The organism is Bartonella sp. MU70NMGDW (genome assembly GCF_042194085.1).
In the GTDB taxonomy this organism is placed as follows: domain Bacteria; phylum Pseudomonadota; class Alphaproteobacteria; order Rhizobiales; family Rhizobiaceae; genus Bartonella; species Bartonella grahamii.
On record NZ_JBHIMK010000577.1, the window covers coordinates 1 to 505 of the forward strand.

1 protein-coding gene is annotated in these 505 nt (G+C 38.6%); it reads left to right on the top strand.

Annotation, left to right across the window (positions count from 1 at the left end):
- On the top strand, positions 1–505 hold a 505-nt coding region (locus ACFIKE_RS12255; protein ID WP_375650239.1), incomplete at both ends, for a DNA adenine methylase.

Sequence of the window (505 nt, forward strand, 5' to 3'; positions counted from 1 at the left end):
TTTTCCTAAACAAAAGATCAGTGAAATATTCCGTGATTAATGATTTGAATGGAGAGATCACGAATCTGTTTCAATGCGTTCAAAACCATTTTGATGATCTAGCCAAACGACTAGAATGGTTTGTTTGTTCAAGACAGTTGTTTTTTGAACTTGCGGCGATTGAACCAGAGAGCCTTTCCAAAGTTGAAAGAGCCGCTCGCTTTTTGTTTCTCCAACGTTGTGTGATGTATGGGAAAAAAGAGTATGTCTCTTTTGGCTTTGGAAGGAAAAAGCCTACATTATTTAATCCCGAAAAGCTGTTATCAAGGATGAGACGTGTTAGACAGAAGCTTCTTGATACGACAATCTTAAATTTGTCGTGGGAACGGGTTATCGAGCTATTTGATGCACCCGACAGTTTGTTTTACCTAGACCCGCCTTATCTAGTGAAGAAGAAGTGTTACAGCTCTGGGAATTTTGTTGAAGATGATTTTGTGAGTATGGCAAAAGTTCTCAAAAGCATACA